The organism is Serratia sp. CY44782, assembly GCF_052168715.1.
GTDB lineage: Bacteria > Pseudomonadota > Gammaproteobacteria > Enterobacterales > Enterobacteriaceae > Serratia > Serratia nevei.
The window spans coordinates 116,340-134,712 of the sequence record NZ_JBJNME010000007.1 but is presented as its reverse complement, the minus strand read 5'-3'; the positions used below and the strand labels follow the sequence as shown (position 1 = coordinate 134,712).

The following is an 18,373-nucleotide window of genomic DNA, read 5'->3' as shown; positions in this document are numbered from 1 at the left end:
TACCGCCTAGAGATTAACGAGGCAAAATCGCGCATTCTTTATCCAGCAGCGACTCTACCGAGGCGCGGTTGCCAACGTCCCACCCGCGCTTCGAAGCCAGCAAGATAAAACCCCGTTGGCCAGCAAACGTGGTCGGGACGACGGCAACGCCATATTCCGCCAGCTGCTGCGGCGACAGTTGAAAATAATCCGCAAGATCCTTAATCGGGTAGATGCCCATCGCGGTCGGTTGCATCACGCGGCGGGCATAGTAGGTGTGACGCAACAGTTTATCCGGCAAAGGTCGCCATTGCTCCTGTATGTAGGGGCGTTCCGCCTGCAATTGGCGCCGTACATCTTCGCGCAGACAGGTCAGGTGAATGTGCAATTGGTTCTGGCTGCGGCCATAAGCGGAGTTAATTGCCATGCCCAACCTGTCGTCCGGCACCGGCCCGCCATACTCGGCGGCCAGCCGGTAACGCATCAGCCACGCATAGCCAAAATAGTCCGTCCGCTCCCTGGCCAGCAACTGCGGGCTTTCAATACCGGAGAGTGGCGCCGTCGGCACCAGAATGAAGTGGTAGGGATAACGCGGGTTTTGCAGCACGCTAAAGCCCTGCGCTTTCCCCTGCGGCATATAAATCTGCTCACACGGGGCTGGATCGCGCTTTTGCTGATAGTTGGCCATGCAGAGCTTATCGACCACGCCCCACAGCGCATCGGAACGGGCGCAGCCCGTCAGGGAAAGAGCGCCCAGCAACAGCAGCCAACGCTGGGCAGACACACCAAAGCACGCCATCGTCATCTTTCTCGGAATCATCGCCGCACAGCACTCTTTGCGTGGGCGAGAAAAAACTCAAAATGGGGGAATGAACAAGGGGCCAGTGCATGGCCCCTTGAGGAAAGATTACGCCGTGCCGCCGACGGTCAGCGTATCCAGTTTCAGCGTCGGTTGGCCGACGCCCACCGGCACGCTCTGGCCTTCCTTGCCACACACGCCCACGCCTTTATCGAGCGCCAGATCGTTGCCAACCATCGAGATCTGCTGCATCGCCTCGATGCCGGAGCCGATCAGCGTCGCCCCTTTCACCGGCTTGGTGATGCGGCCCTTTTCGATCAGGTAAGCTTCGGTGGTGGAGAACACGAACTTGCCAGAGGTGATGTCCACCTGGCCGCCGCCAAAGTTCGGCGCGTACAGGCCGTATTCGACGCTGGCGATGATCTCTTCCGGTGTCGATTGGCCCGCCAGCATATAGGTGTTGGTCATGCGCGGCATCGGCAGATGCGCGTAGGACTCGCGGCGGCCGTTGCCGGTCGGCGCGACGCCCATCAACCGCGCGTTGAGCTTGTCCTGCATGTAGCCTTTCAGCACGCCGTTTTCGATCAGCACGTTGTACTGGCCCGGTACGCCTTCGTCATCGATCGCCAGCGAACCGCGCCGCCCTTGCAGGGTGCCGTCATCCACCACGGTGCACAGCTCGGAAGCCACCAGCTCGCCCATATGGCCGCTGAACACCGAGGTGCCACGCCGATTGAAGTCGCCTTCCAGGCCGTGGCCCACCGCCTCGTGCAGCAGGACACCCGGCCAGCCGGCCCCCAGCACCACCGGCATATTGCCGGCCGGCGCAGCCACCGCGCCAAGGTTGACCAGCGCCATGCGCACCGCTTCTTTGGCGTAAGCATCGGCGCGCACGTCATCGTCGACGGTTTCCAGGAAGTAGTCATAGCCGAAACGGCCGCCGCCGCCGCTGGAGCCGCGCTCACGCTTGCCATCCTGCTCCACCAGCACGCTGACGGAGAGGCGTACCAGCGGGCGAACGTCCGCCGCCAGCGTGCCGTCGGTGGCAGCCACCAACACCTGCTCGTAAACGCCGGTGATGCTGGCGTTCACTTCCTGCACCCGAGCATCGGCGGCGCGCGCCACCTTGTCGACGCGGTGCAGCAGGGCAATTTTCTCTTCGCGTGGCAGGCTTTGCAGCGGATCGAGCAGCGGGTACAGCGCCCGATAGCCGATCTCGCCCAGGGTGTGCGCCCGCCCGTCGCCCTGCTCACGCACGATGCTGCGCGCCGCCTGGGCGCTCTGCTGCAGCGCATTCAGGGTGATCTGATCGGCATAGGCGAAGCCGGTCTTCTCGCCGCTGACGGCGCGCACGCCGACGCCCTGGTCGATATTGTAAGAGCCATCCTTGATGATGCCGTCCTCGATCACCCAGGCTTCGTGATAGCTGGACTGGAAATAGAGATCGGCGTAATCGATACGGCGTTCTGCCAGTTGACCCAATACCTTGTACAGGTCTTGATGACTCAGCTTGTTGGTAGCGAGTAACTGCTCACTGACAAACGTCAGGCTCATAATGGTTTCACTCTTGATTGGAGGATAACTTGTCAGACGGCGCCGTCAGCGACGTCTGGAATCGGTTGTGCTGCAATACCGGCATCTGTTGCCGCAAGGGCTGCAGGCTTGCGGTGTCCACGCGCACCTTCAGCGCCGCCACGGCGTCCGCGTTCTCGGCCAGCACCTTGCCCCAGCCGTCGACAGCCAGCGTGTGGCCCCAGGTGCGGCGGGTCGGCCCGTGGCGCCCCACCTGTGCCGGCGCCAGGATCATGCACTGGTTTTCGATCGCCCGGGCACGCAGCAGAATTTCCCAATGCGCCTCACCGGTGACCCGGGTAAAGGCCGCCGGCACCGAAATCAGCTCGGCGCCCTGCGCCCGCAGTGCCTGGAATAGCGCGGGGAAGCGCAGATCGTAGCATATGGTCATACCCAAACGCCCGACCGGCGTATCCACTACCGTCAGGTGCTGCCCGTGCTGGTAGGTATCCGACTCGCGGTAGTGGCCGTGCGCATCGTTGATGTCCACATCGAACATGTGCAGCTTGTCGTAGCGGGCGCGGATTTCGCCCTGCTCGTCGAACAACAGGCTGCTGGTGGTGATAAGCTCCGGGTTTTCGCGGCTGATCAAGGGCATCGAGCCCACCAGCAACCACACGCCATAGCGGCGCGCAAGCTCGCGCACCGCGTTTTGCAGCGGACCGTCGCCCTGTTTTTCCGCCTGTTGGCGGTAGGCCGCAGAGTTGGCGAACAGCAGCGCGTTCTCCGGCGTCATGACCAGTTTTACCCCGGCATTGAGCTGTTTGATCTGCTGTTCAATCTGGGCCAGGTTATCGCGCACCTGATCGCCACTGCACAACTGCAACAACGCAACGTTAGCATTCCTCATGACGCCTTATCCTCCTTTGCCTTACGAAGTACCTCATTGATCTTCGGCTGGTCGAGATCGCCGCCGATATGGTAGCGAATCAGCGAAATCTTGCTCCACAGCGGCCCCAGCACCTGCGAGGCGGCAAATACCGCCGCGCCGACGATCGGGTTGACGACAAACGCCGTGGCCACGCCGACGGTCGCCGAAATCGCCGGCGCCACAACCGCCTCCATATCAATACGGCGGCGCGCCAGATCGATCTGGCCACTCATGGCGATATCCGCCGCCAAGCCGTCGATCAATAGATTATCAGTATGCATTATGCCATCTTTCAGCCAGGCAGTGCTGCGGATGGAGTCAAAGTAGAAGCCTTTGCCGAAGGTATCGCTGAAATCGAACTGCAGCTTGCGCAGCAGGGCGTCGAAGCTGACCAATCGCAGCAACTGACCGGCGCGGCCGCCGCCCATGCTGTCGATCTCGCCCTTGCCCATCTTGACCTGCAGCGCGCCGCTCAGCGTATTGACCTGCGGCTGCCACGGTGCGCCGTGCCAGTACAGATCGAAGTCCACGTCGTAAGGCGCGCCTTTCAGCGGGATAGTGATGCCGAAGAAGGCCGCAGTTTCATCGATTTTGCCGCCGAGCAGCTTGCCTTTCAGCGAGCTGCGCTCTTCCTGCGCATTTTGCTTCCACAGGCCGGTGGCGCTCACGCGCCCTTTGCCGGTGTCGACCAGGCCGTGATCCAGCGTCAGGGTATCCCCCCGATTGCTCAGATCCGCCTCGACCTTGCCGAAGTTCTGCCCCAGCACCCAGCACGACTTGCAGCGCAGCATCAGCGAAGGCCAGTCGCGGAAGGAGACTTTCTCGGTCGGCGGTGTCGGCGTGCCCGCCGCGTTTTTCGTCTCAGCGAACTGCGGGTTGTAATACAGGTAGTTGATATCGGCGCGCCACGGCCCGCGATCGGCCACCCGCAGGCTGCCGTCCACTTCATCGCTCTTGGCGCTCACCACGGTGGCACCCAGCTGTTTTTCGGCCGACAGCGTCAGCTTATGCCAGGCCTGGCCGCCCAACAGCAGCTGCGGCGTAGTCAGCGCCACGGTGGTGGGGAAGCTGAAACCGCCCACCTGACCGCTGCCGCCGCCCTGTTTCAGCGCCGGCGCCAGCAGCGCCAGCCACTGCTCGCCGTCCAGCGCCGGCAGGTTCAGCGTCATCGACTTGCCGGCCGGCAGCGGCGGCGTGCCGCCACCGTTGGTTTGCCAGGCGGCGCGCGCCAGATTCACCTGTTTTTTGTCGAAGCGCCATTCGCTGTTGAAGCGGTTTTGCTTGCCCGCGCTGCCGGTCAACATGAAGCCGTTCAGGCCACCTTTGACCTTAACGTTCACCGGCAACGCCTCGCCCGGCGTTTTGTCCAGTGGTGAAGGTAAGTGACTGCTCACTTTTTTCAAATCCGCGTCGATGCCGATATCGTAGCTGGCCGAGCCCTGATGCGGCAGCGTGATGGCCACCTGGCTCTGCCAGGGCGCGCTGCCGCTGAGCGCATCGGCGGCCTCTTTCGGCAGGCCGGGGAACTTGCCCGGCTGCCAATCGCCCTTCAGGCCGACGTCAATCTTGTAGTCGCGAGCGCCTTCCTGCGTGGAGAAGTTGACCGCCACCGGCTGCCCGAACCAGGTGGCCGACAGCGGGTCGCTCTGCAGGTTACCGTTGTCGAAGCGGAACTTGCCGCTGAGCTTTTGCAGTTCGCTGTCCAGCGGCTTGATCAGCAACGAGTTGTTGTTCAGCGCCACTTCACCGGTGGCTCTGACCTGCTCGCCGTCCAGGGGAATATCGAGATGTAAGCGCCCACTGACATCACCGCCAATCTGCAGCTGATCCAGCGCCGCCCCCAGCGAATCGTGCAGCGGCGTCTGCATGAAGTAGTCGTGCACGTCGCTGCCCGCGCCCGCCACCTCGGCGTCGATCAGCAGCCGCTCTTTCAGGTAATCCGGGATCACCGCGCTGATATTTTTGCCCGCCACCTTGCCCAACCGGGTTTGCGGCGCATGCATCCACAGCCCCTCGTTGGCGAAATCGAGATCGATCGCCAAATCGGTCAGCGCCGGCCAGCCCGGTTGGAACTGGAAGGTGGCGTGACGCAGCGGCACGAAGACTTCGAACTGCCCTTCGTTTTTACGGTACGGGAAGTGCTGCGGATCGCCGGAATAAATCAGCGTGGCGTTATCCACCTGGCCGCCCTGAATGGCGCTGCTCAGATAGTCCACCAGATGCTTGCCCATCAGCGGTTCCGGGAAATAGCGCCAGGCGTCGGCGCCGTCATACAGGCGGATGCCCGCCAGAATGTTCAGCCACGGTTCGCCCTTGGCCGGCTGCTGATAACGAAAATCGCCGTTGACCCACAGCGACTTCGCCTTGACATCCAACCCCTGGCTCGCCAGCTCCCAACCTTGATCGTTGTAACGCCAGGTCAGCGCGCCACGCGCGCTGCTGACTTCAAGCGGCGCGCGGAACATATCGCCGTAAGGCAGGGTGCTGCCTGCCAGCCCCAGCGTCAGGCGGCCGTTCTCCACCCCGCCGCTCAGCGCCCCGGAGAAATGGTTGACGCCCGGTAACAGCTCCCAACGTTGCCAGCTGACGTCGTGCCACAGCGCCTGAAAACGGCTCTTTTCCGGCTGGTTCAACGGAATGTCCAGCGCCAGGGCCTCCATCGTCCCCTGTGGCTGCAGGTCGTTCCAGCGATCGAGCACGTCCGGGCTGAGGAACGAGAAGGTCGGCAGCAGCGCCGACAGGCGCTCCAGCTGAAGGTTAGTCGCGCGCACCCGCAGCTCTTCATTCTGCGCCGGCCCCATGAACTCGGTGTTTTCCGGCAGCCACAGGACGGAAAGCGTGCCCTGCGGCCAGGCCTGGCCGTCGGTGCTCAACCGCAGCTGCGGCACGTCGAGCTGCCAACCGGTGCCCTGGCGGCGCAGCGACAGCGCCAGATTGTCCACGTCCAGCCGGTGCTGCGCGGCGCCGGTATCCCAGTTGGCCGCCCCCTGCTTGAGCAACGCGTGGCCGCCGGCAATCTCGCCGTTCTGCACCTGCAGCCAGGCCGCCAGGCTGAAGTCGGCGCTTTCCAGCCCGGTGTTGGTGCGCAGCCAGCGGGTAAACCAGGGTTTCATGTCGATGTTATCGGCCTGCAGGTAGACCGTGCCGGTGTCCAACAGGCCCTGATTGTCGCGCAGGTCCATGCGCAGCTGCACCACGCCGTGTTGGCCGTTCAGCGTCGACAGGCTGATCTGCCCCTCGGCGCGGTGACGATCGCGCCCATTGAGCCAGGTCAGCTGAGGAATGTCGAATTCGGCGCGCGCGCCGGCGGGCGTCAGGAACGAGATACGGCTGTCGCGCAAATCGAAGTGGTCGAGCTGGCGCAGCATCAGATCGCTGATTTTACCCGGTTCAAGGCCTTCGCCCTGCCGGTCACCGCCCAGCGTGGCGTTCAGATCAAGGCGGAATTGATAGAAGGTCAGATCGCGGAACTGCCAGCGCCAGTGCAGCAGCGATTGCCACACGTCTAGCGCCAGCGTCACGCGTTCGATATGCACATCGCTTTTGGGCAGCGTAACGCTCAGGTTACGCACTTCAAGCTGTGGGCCGAACGTTTCCCAACTGCCCTGCAGGAAATCCATCTGCACGGGCACGCCGGACAGCTTCTCCACCTGCGCCAGCAGTTGGGGACGGTAGTCGTTCAGCTTCGGCAGCATCAGGCGCAGCCCGCTGATCAGCAGCGCCACAATCACGATTAGGGTGGCGCCTGTTGCTAACAGAATCCCAGGCAGTCGCCTCACGCAGTTCTCCTTGCTCCGCTGCCTGGCAACGGGAATATCTATGCACTGACGGGCCCGGCATGCGGGCCCTTACGATGTCGGGCGGGCTACATCATGACGACGTCGAACTGCTCCTGGCTGTACAACGGTTCGATCTGCACCTTCACCTGTTTGCCGACGAAGATCTCCACTTCGGCCAGCGCATGCGACTCTTCGCTCTTCAGCGCTTCGCCGACCGCCGCCGAAGCGTACACCAGGAAGCGATCGGAATCGTAAGCATGGTGCACGCGCACAATCTCGCGCAGGATCTCGTAGCACACGGTTTCCACCGTTTTCACGGTGCCGCGCCCATTGCAAGTAGGACAATCGTGACAGAGCACATGTTCAATGCTTTCACGCGTTCGTTTACGCGTCATTTCAACTAAGCCTAGCTGAGAGAAGCCGTTGATCGTGGTTTTTACCCGATCTTTACTCAACGCCTGCTCCAGCGAGTGCAGCACCCGGCGACGATGCTCTTCGTTGTTCATATCGATAAAGTCGATGATGATGATGCCGCCCAGATTACGCAGCCGTAGCTGGCGCGCGATGGCCTGCGTCGCCTCGATGTTGGTATTGAAGATGGTTTCGTCGAGGTTGCGGTGGCCGACGAAGGCGCCGGTGTTGATGTCGACCGTGGTCATCGCCTCGGTCTGATCGATGATCAGATAGCCGCCGGACTTCAGCTCCACCTTGCGTTCCAACGCGCGCTGGATCTCGTTTTCCACATCGTACAGATCGAAAATCGGCTGGCTGCCGGTATAGAGTTCGAGCTTGTTGGTAATGTCCGGGATGTACTCGCCGGTAAACTCCACCAGCAAATCGTGCGTCAGCCGCGAATCAACGCGGATGCGATCCAGCGCCGCGCCGGCGAAATCGCGCAAGATGCGCTGCGCCAACGCCAGCTCGCCGTACAGCTTGTATTTGGTCTGGTTGCGCTTCTTGCGCTCCATTACCTTGGTCCACAGGCGTTTAAGGAACGCGGCGTCCTGCGCCAGCTCTTCCTCGCCGATGCCTTCCGCCGCGGTGCGGATGATAAAACCGCCCAGCTCGTCGCAGTGCGGCGCAACGATGGATTTCAGGCGCTCGCGCTCGGCTTCGCTGTCGATACGCTGTGAAACGCCGACGTGCGCCGCGCCCGGCATGAAGACCAGATAGCGCGATGGCAGCGTGATGTCAGTGGTCAGGCGCGCGCCCTTGGTGCCGAGCGGATCTTTCACCACCTGCACCATCAGGTCTTGCCCCTGGCGCACCAGCTCGGCGATGTCGCGCACGTGGAAGTTTTTCCGCTCGTCGCCGGCGACGCATTCGGTATGCGGCATGATGTCGGAGGCGTGCAGGAAGGCGGCCTTGTCCAGGCCGATGTCGACGAACGCCGCCTGCATGCCCGGCAGGACGCGGCTGACGCGCCCTTTATAGATATTGCCGACGATGCCGCGTTTGGATTCGCGTTCGATATGAATCTCTTGCAGAATGCCGCCATCGATATAGGCGACCCGCGTTTCAGACGGTGTGATATTAACCAGTAGCTCAGCTGTCATGCCTTCTCCTCAGAGCCGGTCGATAATGGCAGCGCCCATCAACCGGTTCTTACATCACGTAATGCGACAAAATTACTGAGCAGCTCATGTGTTTCGACCAGCGGCAGACCGACCACCGCGTGATAACTCCCGGTTATCGTTCTGACGAAACAACCACCCTTTCCTTGAATTCCATAGGCGCCCGCCTTATCCATCGGTTCGCCCGTAGCAATATAGTCGCGGATATCCTGTTGTGACAGGCTGCGGAACGTCACGTCGGTCACCACCAGCTGGCAGCGCACGTCGTGGCGATCGGCGATCGCCACCGCCGTCATCACCTGATGCTGTTTGCCCGACAAAGCCGCCAGCATATCCGCCGCATGGGCTTCGTCGCGCGGCTTCTCCAGCACCCGGCCGTTGAGCACCACGATGGTGTCGGCGCCCAGCACCGGCCGATCTTCCTGCGCCAACGCTACACCCGCTTTGGCCTTGTCCTGCGCCAGGCGGCGCACATAGGCTTCGGCGGCTTCGCCTTCCCGGCGCTGCTCTTCGGTATGCGTCAGCAGAATGTCGAACGACACGCCCAACAGGGTCAGCAGTTCACGTCGACGTGGGGAGCCGGAGGCCAGATAAAGCGAAGTCATTGAGATACCCTTACTGTACGGCGAACTGACGGCGGATTTTGCGCATCAACAGGAACAACCACGGCCACAAAATGCCGTTTACCACACTACTCCAGAACACCTCTGGGCGGAAAGAGACGTTGATCACTAAAAACTCAGCCCAGAACACCACCACGTCCATCGACAGCGACAGCAGCACGACGATCAGCGCCTGTTGCCACAGCGCCATATTGCGGAACAGTTGGAATTTGAACGCCACCAGGTAGGCGATGATGCCCAGCGCCAGCGCGCGCACGCCCAGCGTGGAGCCGAGGATCAGATCCATGATCAGCCCCAGCACGAAGCCGGTGCCGACGTTGACCCGGTGCGGCAAGGCCATCACCCAGTAGATCAGGATCAACACCAGCCAGGAAGGTCGGAACATGTAGATTTGCTCCGGCCACGGCATGATTTGCAGCACCAATGCCACCAGGAACGACAGCCAGATTATCCAGCGCCCATGGCTGCGGTAGCTGTTCATTGCACCACTCCCGCCGCGGCAGGCTGAGCTTGAGACTGGGCAGACGCCGGAGCGGCGGTTTGCGGCGCCACGCCGGTAGCCGGAGCCGGCAGCTGAGGCCCGACCGAACCGGCAGGCGGCAGCACCTGCGGCATCATCTGCATCAGGCGTTCATTGGCCACGCGGTGCACTTCGTCCGGCGGCAGCGGCATATCGCCGTTGCGATCGGCGCCCCACAGCAGCAGCAGGTAGCGCAAGCGCTGCAGACCGGCGGTCGGCCGCGCCTGAATCACGGTGTAAGCGCGCTGGTTGTCGACCTTGACCGAGGAGACCACCGCCACCGGATAGCCTTCCGGGAAGCGGCCGCCGAGGCCGGAGGTCACCAGCACGTCGCCAACGCGGATATCGGTATTGTTCGGCAGGTGCTCCAGCTGCAGATCGTCGGCGCAGCCGCTGCCTGCGGCGATCACCCGAATATCGTTGCGCAGCACCTGGATCGGCAGCGCGTGCGAGGCATCGCAGATCAGCAGCACGCGGCTGGTGACTTTCGCCACCGCCACCACCTGACCGACCACGCCTTTGTCGCTGATCACCGGCTGGCCTTCATAGACGCCGTTGTCCGACCCTTTGTCGATCACCACCTGATCGCTGTACGGATCGGAACCGGTGGAGATCACCTGGGTCACCATCTTGTGTTCGTCCTGGCGCAGCGGAGAACCCAGTAGCTCGCGCAAGCGGGCGTTTTCCTGCTTGAATTGGCCAAGAAGAAGAATATCGCTGTTTTTCAGCAGCAGTTCCTGCCGCAGAGCTCGGTTTTCCAGCTCCAGCTGTTGGCGGGTGGCCAGCGTTTCTGACACGCTGTCCAAAACTTTACGCGGCCCGTTGGCCAGAAAATAGAAAGGGCTGACTGCGGTGTCCATGTAGTTGCGTATCTTCACGAACGTGCCGAGCCGGCTGTCGGCAACGATCAGGCCAATGGCCGCGATCACCGCCAAAAAAAGTCGCAGTTGCAGGGAAGGCCCCCTGCTAAAAATCGGCTTCATAAATTATGCGAGTTCCTCGACAACAGAAAGAGGAACCGTACCCGATTTTCGCTGTGCGCATTCATCCGATACGATTCCTCCTTCCAGGGGCTGACTATTCTTCGCTGAACAAATCGCCGCCGTGCATGTCGATCATTTCCAACGCCTTGCCGCCGCCGCGCGCTACGCAGGTCAACGGATCTTCCGCCACCACGACCGGAATGCCGGTTTCTTCCATCAGCAGGCGATCGAGGTTGCGCAGCAGCGCGCCGCCGCCGGTCAAGACCATGCCACGTTCGGAAATGTCGGAGGCCAATTCTGGCGGGCACTGCTCCAGCGCAACCATCACCGCGCTGACGATGCCGGTCAGCGGCTCTTGCAGGGCTTCGAGGATTTCATTGGAGTTCAGGGTAAAGCCGCGCGGTACGCCCTCGGCCAGGTTACGGCCACGGACTTCGATTTCACGCACTTCGTCGCCCGGATAGGCAGAACCGATTTCGTGCTTGATGCGCTCGGCGGTCGCTTCGCCGATCAGCGAGCCGTAGTTGCGGCGCACATAATTGATGATGGCTTCATCGAAACGGTCACCACCGATGCGCACGGAAGAGGAGTACACCACGCCGTTCAGAGAGATCACCGCCACTTCAGTGGTACCGCCACCGATATCCACCACCATGGAACCGGTCGCTTCGGAGACCGGCAGACCTGCGCCGATCGCTGCCGCCATCGGCTCTTCAATCAGGAACACTTCACGCGCGCCGGCCCCTTGGGCGGACTCGCGGATAGCGCGGCGTTCAACCTGGGTTGCGCCGACCGGCACACAGACCAGCACGCGCGGGCTTGGGCGCATAAAGCTGTTGCTGTGAACCTGTTTGATAAAGTGCTGCAGCATTTTTTCGGTCACGAAGAAGTCGGCGATCACGCCGTCTTTCATCGGGCGAATAGCCGCGATGTTGCCGGGGGTGCGGCCCAGCATCTGTTTGGCGTCATGACCGACGGCCGCTACGCTCTTTGGGGAGCCGGCACGATCCTGGCGAATGGCAACCACCGAAGGTTCATTCAGTACGATGCCTTGCCCTTTAACATAAATCAGGGTATTGGCGGTACCCAAGTCGATGGACAAGTCGTTGGAAAACATGCCACGAAATTTCTTAAACATAACGAAAGGATAATCCTGCAAGCTGGGGGCGGAAAATAAAATCCGCCTACTTTACCAACCACACGAAGCAGCGACAAGGCGCAAAAACGTTCTACTTCGGTGAAAAATAGTCTGTATTGTTTCTGCTCGAATGCACGGAAATTGGATGAGGCCTGAATTCCCTGAACAAAGGCTCAGTTTACCACCCTGTCAACGCACGAAACGGCGTAACACAGCTCATAAAATCTAACATATTCCCTGATTGCCGCCGATGGTAAGCACCTACCAACGTCAACCAGATAAAAGCTGACAAGAGCCTATCTCAAATAGGCGTCGTTGTCGCAGGCAGATTGGAGAAAACTCCAAAATGACGGGTGACATGGCCCAGATGGATCCGGCGCTCATTCTACGTCAATTATTGTCCGGCAATCAGCTTAAACGCGATAACGACGTGAATATTTTTTACGCCCCACGTCGATCGGTTCCGGCGCCGCGAAAAAGTCGCCCTGCCCACCGTGAATGCCACGCTCTTTCAGCGTCTGCCACTCATTGCGCGTGCGTACGCTGGCAGCGAACACCTGCGCATGCGTGCCTGCGCAGGCGCCGGTGAGGCTCTGCACGAACAGCTGATTCTCGTCCCGCTTATCGATACTCCGCACCAATCCCGGGTGGAGCTTGACGATCTCCACCTGCAACGACTTGATATAGGATGTACTGACCACGGTTAAACCCGCTTTGGACACCGCAAGGCGGCAGCCCAGCCCTGACAACAACCTCAGCACCGGACGCAAACGGTCGATATGTTGACACACATCTGCCTCCGCAAGTTCAATCAGAATTCGCCTACGCTGACTTTTTTCGCACTGCAACAGCGTATCGCGCAGCCAACGCTGGAAAGAACGCTGCAAAATCGAGTCCACACAGAGCGGGAACGCCAGCGTTTCCTCAGGCCATTGCGCCAGCAAGGGGATGATGCGGCTCACCTGTTGGCGGTCGTAACTTTCCGCCAACCCCAGCTGCTGCACCAGCGGCATATACTCCGACGGCAGCAATTCCTGAGTGCCATCATAAATCCGGCTCATAATCTCGCGATGGTGTACCTCGCCTGCTACGGTCACCGCCGGTTTCTGATACAGCCGCGGGCCGCCGCGCGCCAGCACCTGTTCCAGGAGCGTGCGCCACTTGACGCTGCCGCGCCCCCTTTCCGGCACCTGACTGTCGTACACATACCAACCGTTCTCGCCCTGCAGCGTAGCGTGGCGCGTCGCCTGCTCCGCGTAATCAATCACCTGCTCGGTGGTTTGGCCGCTGCGGTACGCCACGATGCCGATGTGCAGGAAAGCCTCACGATCGATCAGCGCCGTGGAAGGCAAGGCATCGATGGCGTTGACCAGCTGCGACGCGATACCGTCGGCCTCCTTCAGGGTTCGATGCGGCAATAGCACGGTAAAATCGCTGTGGAAATAGCGCGCCAGCAGCGCCGACGGGTAACGCATCACGAAGGTAGACAGCAGATTGACCAGCGAATACATCAGCTCCTGCACCGCCACGCTGCCGTGCGTGTCGCGCAAGGTCTCAAAATCGGGCAACCGCACCATCATCACGATGCCGTGCGAGCCTTCGTCTTCCAGCTGAGTGGTCAATTGATTATCGAAGAACAGGCGATTGTTCAGCCCGGTTTTGGCGTCCTGCGCGGCGAAGGCGCGGATCAGCGTATCGACCCGGCTGCGCTCTTCCCGCGCTTCCGCCAGATCGGCCAGCAGGCGGTCGAGCGCGCCGCTGACGTTGGCCGGCCACTCACGCACGTCGCCCTGCATAACGTTTTCACGTTCGCCGTTCAGAATGCGCCGCGCGCGGCGTTCCAGGCGATCTTCACCGTCGGCCTGCTCACGCAGCCAGCGCAGGCTGAACAGCAAAACCACCACCATGACGACGATCGACAGCGTGACGGCGGCGGTGGACTGCAACGTGCGCACGTCGCTGGCGAAGGGATCGAGGTAGGTAATGTACAGCGTGCTGCCCGGATGCTGCAGCAATGGCCGCGAGACCTGACGATAGCCGTTCAGCGCATCCCAGGGCTCTTTTTTCAGCGTTGGCAATTTATAATTGAGGAGTTGACTGGTGCCGGCCTCTACGCGGATCGACACGATGCCGAGCGGGCGCATGACGATCGGCAACCATTTCTCCTGATCGCGCGGCGACTCGCGCAACATGGCCTGATCGAGGGAGGTGACCAGCGAATCAAAGCGACGCTCCTGGCGATCCTGGGTAACGTAAAAGAAGCTGTATGAGCATCCCATCAGCATCAAAAACATCGCCAGCGCGACCAACAGAGTGATCAATGCAGAGAGTTTGGTGGTAAATCGCATCCCTGTGCCTTGTCCGCTATGGTTAAGTGAGTGTTCACCCTTTAGCTAAAAAGGGCCGTCCAACCCTAACAAGCCTTGCTGAAGAATTAAACCTGCAAGCGCCGTTTTTGTCCTTTATCAGGACTTGGGCCGCTTATTATGCATATAGTCAAATAAATGTGATTCAGCCATTGATAGAAAAGTGTAAACGAGAGGAAGAGTGACATGCGTGCACTGTTATTGGAACAACAAGACGACCAAACTCTGGCTCAAATCAAAGATATCGGCAGCGATCGGTTGCCGGAAGGCGATGTCACCGTCGACATCAACTGGTCCAGCCTGAACTATAAGGATGCGCTGGCGATCACCGGCAAAGGCAAGATCGTGCGCAACTTCCCGATGGTGCCGGGCATCGACTTCGCCGGCACCGTGCGCCACAGCCGCGACGATCGCTTCAAAGAAGGGCAAAGCGTGGTGCTCACCGGCTGGGGCGTGGGGGAACATCACTGGGGCGGCCTGGCCGAGCAGGCGCGCGTCTCGGGCGAATGGCTGGTGCCGCTGCCGAACGGCCTGGATGAGCGCAAGGCGATGATCATCGGCACCGCCGGCTTTACCGCCATGCTGTGCGTCATGGCGTTGGAGGAAGGCGGCGTGCACCCGGACGACGGCGATATCCTGGTCACCGGCGCCAGCGGCGGCGTGGGCAGCACCGCCATCGCCCTGCTGGCGGCGCTGGGTTACCGGGTGACCGCCATCAGCGGCCGCGACAGCAATACCGACTACCTGAAAGCGCTCGGCGCCAAAGAGGTGATGTCGCGCGATGGCTATATCGACACGCCGCGCCCGCTGGAGAAACAGCTGTGGGCCGGCGCGGTGGACACCGTCGGCGACAAGCTGCTGGCGCGGGTGCTGGCGCAGATGAACTATAACGGCACCGTCGCCGCCTGCGGCCTGGCGGGCGGTTATCAACTGCCGACCACCGTGATGCCGTTCATTCTGCGCAACGTGCGTCTGCAGGGCGTGGATTCGGTGCATACGCCGCTGCATCGTCGCCAAACCGCCTGGGAACGGCTGGCCGGTATTCTGCCGGACAGCTTCTATCAGCAAGCCACGCATGAAATCGCCCTCGAGCAGGCGCCGGCCACCGCCGCCGCGCTGCTGAACAACCAAATCACCGGCCGCACCCTGGTGAAAATCCGCTGACCTTCTCCCCCCGGCAACGGGGGGATCGCCCGCTTCTGCGAAATTTCATATTTTCCCGCCCCCCCTCGCTTCCGGCCGGCTTTAGCGCCATGCTTATTTCATGGAGACCCGTTAGCCGCTCGCAGGCGGCGGGAATCAGTCGCGGAGAACATAAGCATGAACAAACACCCGAAATTGACCGAGGCCGACGTCACGCCGGAGAGCGTGTTCAACCAGCGGCGCAAAGTGCTGCAGGCGCTCGGCATCACCGCCGCTACGCTGGCGCTGCCTACCGGCGCACGGGCGGACCTGCTGTCGTGGTTCAAAGGCAACGATCGCCCCAAGGCGCCGCCGGGCAAAGCGCTGGCATTCAGCAAACCGGCCGCCTGGCAGGCGCAGCTGGCGATGACGCCGGAAGACAAGGTTACCGGCTACAACAACTTCTATGAATTCGGCCTCGACAAAGCCGATCCGGCCGCCAACGCCGGCGGGCTGAAAACCGAAGGCTGGAAAGTGCGCATCGACGGCGAAGTGGCAAAGCCGATAACGCTGGATATCGACGATCTGATGAAGCGTTTCCCGCTGGAACAGCGCATTTACCGCATGCGCTGCGTCGAGGCCTGGTCGATGGTAGTACCGTGGATCGGTTTCGAACTGGGCAAGCTGCTCAAGCTGGCCGAGCCGAACAGCAACGCGCGCTACGTGGCCTTCCAGACGCTGTACGATCCGGAGCAGATGCCCGGCCAGAAAGATCGCTTTATCGGCGGTGGCCTGAAATATCCCTACGTCGAAGGGCTGCGGCTGGACGAGGCGATGCATCCGCTGGCGCTGCTGACCGTCGGCGTGTACGGCAAAACCCTGCCACCGCAAAACGGCGCGCCGCTGCGGCTGATCACGCCGTGGAAATACGGCTTTAAAGGCATCAAATCGATCGTGCATATCCGTTTGGTACGCGATCAGCCGCCGACCACCTGGAACCAATCCGCGCCGAACGAGTACGGTTTTTACGCCAACGTGAACCCGCACGTCGATCATCCACGCTGGTCGCAGGCCACCGAGCGTTTCATCGGCTCCGGCGGCATTCTCGACGTCAAACGCCAACCGACACTGCTGTTCAACGGCTATGCCGATCAGGTGGCGTCGTTATATCGCGGCATGGATCTGCGGGAGAATTTCTAAGTGCGCCTGACGCCTGTTCATATCAAATGGCTGAAAGCCGCCCTGCATCTAGCGGCGTTCTTGCCCTTTCTCTGGCTGGTGCTGGCGGTGGATCAAGGCTGGTTCAGCGCCGATCCGTCCAAGGACATCCAGCATTTTACCGGCAGGATGACGCTGAAACTGCTGCTGGCCACGCTGATGATTGCCCCGCTGGCGCGCTATGCCCGTCAGCCGTTACTGATCCGCTGCCGCCGTCTGGTGGGACTGTGGTGTTTTGCCTGGGGCACGCTGCACCTGATAAGCTACTCCACGCTGGAGCTTGGGCTGAGCAACCTCAGCCTGTTGGGCAGCGAGCTGGTGAATCGGCCTTATCTGACGCTCGGCATCCTCACCTGGCTGATTCTGCTGGCGCTGGCGGCCACCTCGACGCTGTGGGCGATGCGCAAACTGGGTGCCAAATGGCAAACGTTGCATAACTTCGTCTATCTGGCAGCGATCCTCGCCCCCATCCACTACCTGTGGTCGGTCAAAACGTTTTCCCCCCAGCCGTTCATTTACGCGCTGGTGGCGGTGGCGCTGTTAGGCCTGCGTTACAAGAAATTCCGCGCCTGGTGGCGCTGAATCGCGCGGCGGCACGCGCCATCGCTGCGGAAAAACGCGCGTCGCCGACGGGAACTTTTTCTGTGTTCCAGCGCTCATATTCCTGTCACGGAACCCCGAGTTCGTCGATTTGGGGTTGAATATCTTCGCTGATAAGACCAGTATTTAGCTGCGAATTGCTACGATATCGTTATAATGCCCGACCTTGTTTCTGTTCTCAGGGTGAATTTGCCCCTTAACAGGTGACAAATCGGTAACATCGGGTTATTTTCTACGATGATGGTTTTATTGCCGGAGATACCAGCACAATGGCGGATAAGTTTCACATTTTGCTTCTGAACGGCCCCAATCTCAATCTGCTGGGGACGCGTGAGCCGGAGAAGTACGGCAGCACGACGCTGACAGAGATTGTTAACGGATTGGAAAACCAGGCATCCGCATTGGATATTACCCTGAGCCATCTGCAGTCCAACGCCGAGCATCAGCTGATCGATCGCATCCATCAGGCGCGCGGCAATACCGATTTCATTCTGATAAACCCGGCGGCGTTCACGCACACCAGCGTGGCGCTGCGCGATGCGTTGCTGGCGGTGCAGATCCCGTTCATCGAGATCCACCTGTCCAACGTGCACGCCCGCGAACCTTTCCGCCATCACTCTTATCTCTCAGACGTAGCGGTAGGCGTGATTTGCGGCCTCGGCGCGGATGGCTACGCTTTCGCTTTACAGGCAGCGGTTAACCGTCTGTCGAAAACCCACTAATTGCTCCACAAAAAGAGTACGGAATCACACTCATGGATATTCGTAAAATCAAGAAACTGATCGAACTGGTTGAAGAATCAGGTATTTCTGAACTGGAAATCTCTGAAGGCGAAGAATCGGTTCGCATCAGCCGCGCCGCACCGGCGCAGGCTTATCCAGTCATGCAGCAGGCATACGCGATGCCGGCACAGCAGCAGCCGGCCCTGGCTACCGCCGTTGCCACCGCACCTGCGGCAGAAACTCCTGCGGCACCGGCGGCCATGAGTGGCCACGTCGTTCGTTCTCCAATGGTAGGCACCTTCTACCGTACCCCAAGCCCAGACGCGAAAGCCTTCGTGGAAGTGGGCCAGAAAGTGAACGCCGGCGATACCCTGTGCATCGTTGAAGCCATGAAAATGATGAACCAGATCGAAGCGGACAAGTCCGGCGTCGTGAAAGCCATCCTGGTGGAAAACGGCCAACCGGTCGAATATGACGAGCCGCTGGTCGTCATCGAATAACGAGGCG

15 protein-coding genes are annotated in these 18,373 nt (G+C 60.8%); 5 read left to right on the top strand and 10 right to left on the bottom strand.

Annotated features, from left to right (window positions below):
- Nucleotides 1-13: 13 nt before the first annotated feature.
- From ACJ8HT_RS14825 to csrD, 10 genes are all read right to left on the bottom strand, one after another.
- Entirely contained in the window at nt 14-778 is a 765-nt protein-coding gene (locus ACJ8HT_RS14825) for a CDP-diacylglycerol diphosphatase (protein ID WP_194572964.1), read from the bottom strand.
- Nucleotides 779-886: 108 nt separating this feature from the next.
- Nucleotides 887-2,332, bottom strand: a complete 1,446-nt coding sequence (tldD, locus tag ACJ8HT_RS14820) for a metalloprotease TldD (RefSeq protein ID WP_197653052.1) — start codon at nt 2,330-2,332, stop codon at nt 887-889.
- A 7-nt stretch (nt 2,333-2,339) separates the two neighbouring features.
- Entirely contained in the window at nt 2,340-3,200 is an 861-nt protein-coding gene (nit1, locus tag ACJ8HT_RS14815) for a deaminated glutathione amidase (RefSeq protein WP_194572963.1), read from the bottom strand.
- Entirely contained in the window at nt 3,197-7,000 is a 3,804-nt protein-coding gene (yhdP, locus tag ACJ8HT_RS14810) for an AsmA2 domain-containing protein YhdP (protein ID WP_197653053.1), read from the bottom strand. The genes nit1 and yhdP overlap by 4 nt, the downstream gene beginning before the upstream one ends.
- A gap of 86 nt (nt 7,001-7,086) precedes the next feature.
- Nucleotides 7,087-8,556 carry a ribonuclease G gene (gene rng, locus ACJ8HT_RS14805; protein ID WP_025304418.1) on the bottom strand — a complete coding sequence of 490 codons (1,470 nt, stop codon included), beginning with the start codon at nt 8,554-8,556 and terminating at the stop codon, nt 7,087-7,089.
- 38 nt (nt 8,557-8,594) lie between these two features.
- Complete coding sequence (locus ACJ8HT_RS14800) at nt 8,595-9,179, bottom strand: Maf family protein (protein ID WP_004936921.1); 585 nt, start codon at nt 9,177-9,179, stop codon at nt 8,595-8,597.
- A gap of 10 nt (nt 9,180-9,189) precedes the next feature.
- Nucleotides 9,190-9,678 carry a rod shape-determining protein MreD gene (mreD, locus tag ACJ8HT_RS14795; protein ID WP_004936918.1) on the bottom strand — a complete coding sequence of 163 codons (489 nt, stop codon included), beginning with the start codon at nt 9,676-9,678 and terminating at the stop codon, nt 9,190-9,192.
- Entirely contained in the window at nt 9,675-10,700 is a 1,026-nt protein-coding gene (gene mreC / locus ACJ8HT_RS14790) for a rod shape-determining protein MreC (protein WP_038879731.1), read from the bottom strand. The genes mreD and mreC overlap by 4 nt, the downstream gene beginning before the upstream one ends.
- A 94-nt stretch (nt 10,701-10,794) precedes the next feature.
- On the bottom strand, nt 10,795-11,838 hold the full coding sequence (gene mreB, locus ACJ8HT_RS14785; protein ID WP_003855260.1) for a rod shape-determining protein MreB: 1,044 nt from the start codon (nt 11,836-11,838) through the stop codon (nt 10,795-10,797).
- Between the two features lie 413 nt (nt 11,839-12,251).
- Complete coding sequence (gene csrD, locus ACJ8HT_RS14780) at nt 12,252-14,186, bottom strand: RNase E specificity factor CsrD (protein WP_049201458.1); 1,935 nt, start codon at nt 14,184-14,186, stop codon at nt 12,252-12,254.
- Between the two features lie 204 nt (nt 14,187-14,390).
- Here csrD and acuI point away from each other — a divergent pair, with 204 nt between their 5' ends.
- The 5 genes from acuI to accB all read left to right on the top strand — a co-directional run bounded on the left by acuI (nt 14,391) and on the right by accB (nt 18,366).
- Nucleotides 14,391-15,368: an acrylyl-CoA reductase (NADPH) gene (gene acuI / locus ACJ8HT_RS14775; protein ID WP_126179170.1), complete on the top strand. Its 978-nt coding sequence runs from the start codon at nt 14,391-14,393 to the stop codon at nt 15,366-15,368.
- Nucleotides 15,369-15,524: 156 nt separating this feature from the next.
- Nucleotides 15,525-16,526 (top strand): protein-methionine-sulfoxide reductase catalytic subunit MsrP, encoded by a 1,002-nt coding sequence (gene msrP / locus ACJ8HT_RS14770; protein WP_197653054.1) that lies wholly within the window; start codon nt 15,525-15,527, stop codon nt 16,524-16,526.
- Nucleotides 16,527-17,126 (top strand): protein-methionine-sulfoxide reductase heme-binding subunit MsrQ, encoded by a 600-nt coding sequence (gene msrQ, locus ACJ8HT_RS14765; RefSeq protein WP_064290496.1) that lies wholly within the window; start codon nt 16,527-16,529, stop codon nt 17,124-17,126. It begins immediately after the preceding gene.
- Between the two features lie 287 nt (nt 17,127-17,413).
- Nucleotides 17,414-17,866: a type II 3-dehydroquinate dehydratase gene (gene aroQ, locus ACJ8HT_RS14760; protein ID WP_004936891.1), complete on the top strand. Its 453-nt coding sequence runs from the start codon at nt 17,414-17,416 to the stop codon at nt 17,864-17,866.
- 32 nt (nt 17,867-17,898) lie between these two features.
- Nucleotides 17,899-18,366 (top strand): acetyl-CoA carboxylase biotin carboxyl carrier protein, encoded by a 468-nt coding sequence (gene accB, locus ACJ8HT_RS14755; protein ID WP_019453176.1) that lies wholly within the window; start codon nt 17,899-17,901, stop codon nt 18,364-18,366.
- Nucleotides 18,367-18,373: the final 7 nt, after the last annotated feature.